The sequence below is a fragment of the Achromobacter ruhlandii genome, assembly GCF_902859695.1.
In the GTDB taxonomy this organism is placed as follows: Bacteria; Pseudomonadota; Gammaproteobacteria; order Burkholderiales; family Burkholderiaceae_B; genus Achromobacter; species Achromobacter ruhlandii.
Genome location: NZ_CADIJL010000073.1, coordinates 1 through 3,182 on the forward strand (window position 1 = coordinate 1; position 3,182 = coordinate 3,182).

2 protein-coding genes and 1 pseudogene are annotated in these 3,182 nt (G+C 69.1%); all 3 read left to right on the forward strand.

The annotated features are described in order from the left end of the window. Positions 1–267 (forward strand): annotated as a pseudogene (locus HV742_RS31940) (IclR family transcriptional regulator); the annotation flags it as partial. Positions 268–501: 234 nt separating this feature from the next. Then, positions 502–1,557 (forward strand): tRNA preQ1(34) S-adenosylmethionine ribosyltransferase-isomerase QueA, encoded by a 1,056-nt coding sequence (queA, locus tag HV742_RS31945; RefSeq protein ID WP_175147275.1) that lies wholly within the window; start codon positions 502–504, stop codon positions 1,555–1,557. Further along, positions 1,554–2,690 (forward strand): tRNA guanosine(34) transglycosylase Tgt, encoded by a 1,137-nt coding sequence (tgt, locus tag HV742_RS31950; RefSeq protein WP_054417124.1) that lies wholly within the window; start codon positions 1,554–1,556, stop codon positions 2,688–2,690. Before queA ends, tgt begins: the two co-directional genes overlap by 4 nt. Positions 2,691–3,182 lie beyond the last annotated feature (492 nt).

The window sequence follows — 3,182 nt, forward strand, 5'->3', positions numbered from 1 at the left end:
GACCCGGCCGACCCCGCCGCCGCGCTGCGGGCGCGCTGGCAGGCCACGCGCCAGCGCGGCTACGCCAGCGTCAGCGGCCACCTGCTGCACGGCATCGACTCGGCCGCGCTGCCAGTGCTGGACGCCCAGGGCCAGCTGGCCGGGACCATCACCGGCCTGGGGCTGCACGGCGGCTTCGATCTGGCGCCGGACGGCGCGCCGCTGCGGGCCCTGATGGCGGCCGCGGCCGACTGCTCGCGCCGGCTCGGTTGGCGCGGCGGGCGCTAAGGCGCCGCGCCAGCCCCCGGCGCACCTTCCCCTGAAAATCGCCCGCCCTCGTCTTGCCATCCTCGCTGGCGCGGGCATGGCCATCGCCGGCCGCCCCGCCCTTTTCGCCAGCCCCTTTACAATAGACAGTTGCCCAGAGCCGAGCCGACAGGTCCGGCTCGCTTTTTTGCCGCCGCCCATCCGGCGGCCCGGCGGCCGGCCCAGGCCGCGCCCGCCCCTGATACCGATACCCGCGTGCAAGCCCTTACCGTTTCCGATTTCGACTACGAGCTGCCTCCCGAGCTCATCGCGCAGACGCCCGCCGCCCAGCGCACGGGCAGCCGCCTGCTGCACCTGGATGGCGCCAGTCAACTGCATGACCGCCAGTTCGCCGACCTGGAAAAACTGCTGCGCCCCGGCGACCTGCTGGTGTTCAACGACACCCGCGTCATCAAGGCGCGCCTGGCCGGCCACAAGATCACCGGCGGCAAGGTCGAGGTGCTGGTCGAGCGCATCATCGACACCGACCGCGCCCTGGCGCACGTGCGCGCCAGCAAGTCGCCCGGCGCCGGCATGGTGCTGCGGCTGGCCGACGCCTTCGACGCCACGGTGCTGGGCCGCGAGGGCGAGCTGTTCGACATCCGCTTCCCCGGGCCGGTGCTGGAATTGCTGGACGCGCACGGCGCCACGCCGCTGCCGCCCTACATCACGCACGCCGCCGACGCCGGCGACGACGACCGCTACCAGACCGTCTACGCCCGCGAGCCGGGCGCCGTGGCGGCCCCGACCGCCGGCCTGCACTTCGACCAGCCCACCCTGGACCGCCTGGCGGCGCTGGGCGTGGAGCGCGCCTTCGTCACGCTGCACGTGGGCGCCGGCACCTTCCAGCCGGTGCGCGTGGACAACCTGGCCGACCACATCATGCACGCCGAATGGTTCACCGTGCCGCAGGCCGCGGTGGACGCCATCGCCGCGGCCCGCGCCCGTGGCGGCCGCGTGATCGCGGTCGGCACCACCAGCGTGCGCGCCCTGGAATCGGCCGCCGCCCAGACCGAGGGCCACACCGCCCCCGGGCTGCCGCTGGCCGCCGCCCAAGGCGACACGCGCCTGTTCATCACCCCCGGCTACCAGTACCGTGTCATCGACGCGCTGGTCACCAACTTCCACCTGCCCCAGTCGACCCTGCTGATGCTGGTCTCGGCACTGGCCGGCGTCGAGCCGATCCGCCGCGCCTACGCCCACGCCGTCGCCCAGCGCTACCGCTTCTTCAGCTACGGCGACGCCATGTTCATCGAATCCCCCGCCCCATGACCGGACTGAATTTCGAACTGCTCGCCACCGACGGCGGCGCCCGCCGCGGCCGCATCACGCTCAACCACGGTGTGGTGGAAACGCCCATCTTCATGCCCGTGGGCACCTACGGCAGCGTCAAGGCCATGATGCCGCACGAGCTCAAGGAGATCGGTTCGCAGATCGTGCTGGGCAACACCTTCCACCTGTGGCTGCGCCCGGGCACGGAGATCATGGAAAAGCATGGCGGCCTGCACGGCTTCATGCAGTGGGACAAGCCGATCCTGACCGACTCGGGCGGTTTCCAGGTGTTCAGCCTGCAGGGCATGCGCAAGATCACCGAGGAAGGCGTGAAGTTCGCCTCGCCCATCGACGGCGCCCGCCTGTTCCTGACGCCCGAGGAATCGATGCGCATCCAGCGCTCGCTGAACTCGGACATCGTCATGGTGTTCGACGAGTGCACGCCCTACGAGATCGACGGCCGCCCCGCGACCGTCGAGGAAGCGGCCCGCTCGATGCGCATGTCGCTGCGCTGGGCGCGCCGCTCGCGCGAGGAATTCGACCGGCTGCAGAACCCCAACGCGCTGTTCGGCATCGTGCAGGGCGGCATGTACGAATCGCTGCGCGATGAGTCCCTGGCCGGCCTGCAGGACATCGGTTTCCACGGCTACGCCATCGGCGGGCTGTCGGTGGGCGAGCCCAAGGAAGACATGATGCGCATCCTGGCGCACGTGACGCCCAAGCTGCCGGCGCAAGCCCCGCGCTACCTGATGGGCGTGGGCACGCCGGAAGACCTGGTCGAGGGCGTGAGCCGCGGCGTCGACATGTTCGACTGCGTCATGCCGACCCGCAACGCCCGCAACGGCTGGCTGTTCACCCGCTTCGGTGACGTCAAGATCCGCAACGCCAAGTACCGCGACGACACCCGTCCGCTGGACCCGAGCTGCGCCTGCCACACCTGCGCCAACTTCTCGCGCGCCTACCTGCACCACCTGCAGCGCGCCAACGAGATCACCGGCGCGCGCCTGAACACGCTGCACAACCTGCATTTCTACCTGACCATCATGAAGGAAATGCGCGAGGCCATCGCCGAGGGCCGCTTCGAGGCCTGGCGCGCGCAGTTCGCGGCCGACCGGGCGCGCGGGGTGGAGTAGCGCGGGGGCGGGGCGGGTATGCGTTTCGTCTCAAAGCAGCGTTGCCGTGCGCAAGCAGTACCGCGTCACATAGGTAGTGGGCAGGCATCGATGACGGCGACTTGATGGGGGTTTGTCCGCTTTAGCCGCATTGGCGCTTTTGTCACCTTGACCATCGATATACGGTATTGGGCATTGTCCCGCTAGTCCTGCGGGCTTCTGAAGCATGCGGCCGCAATGACCAAACGAAATCTAGGGTGGGTTTTCGCCGCGATGTTGACGGCGGCTTGCGTCTTGCCATTGTGGTGGTCTCTTCTCACACCACCGCCCCCGACTCGCGATGTGAAAGCGAAGTCCACGGCCGAGGTAGCGACACCCACCACGCAGACCCTCTTCTCGCCCCCCAATGGCGGCCGTGAAATCCGTTCGCTGAGCATTCATCCGAATGACAACGACTGGTTGTTCGTCGAGTGCGTTGAGCGGATTCATCAGCGTTGTGACGTAATGCGCTAT

Coding starts and splice junctions, on each gene's coding strand:
- tgt (WP_054417124.1), top strand. CDS start 1,554: ATGACCGGACTGAATTTCGAACTGCTCGCCACCGACGGCGGCGCCCGC.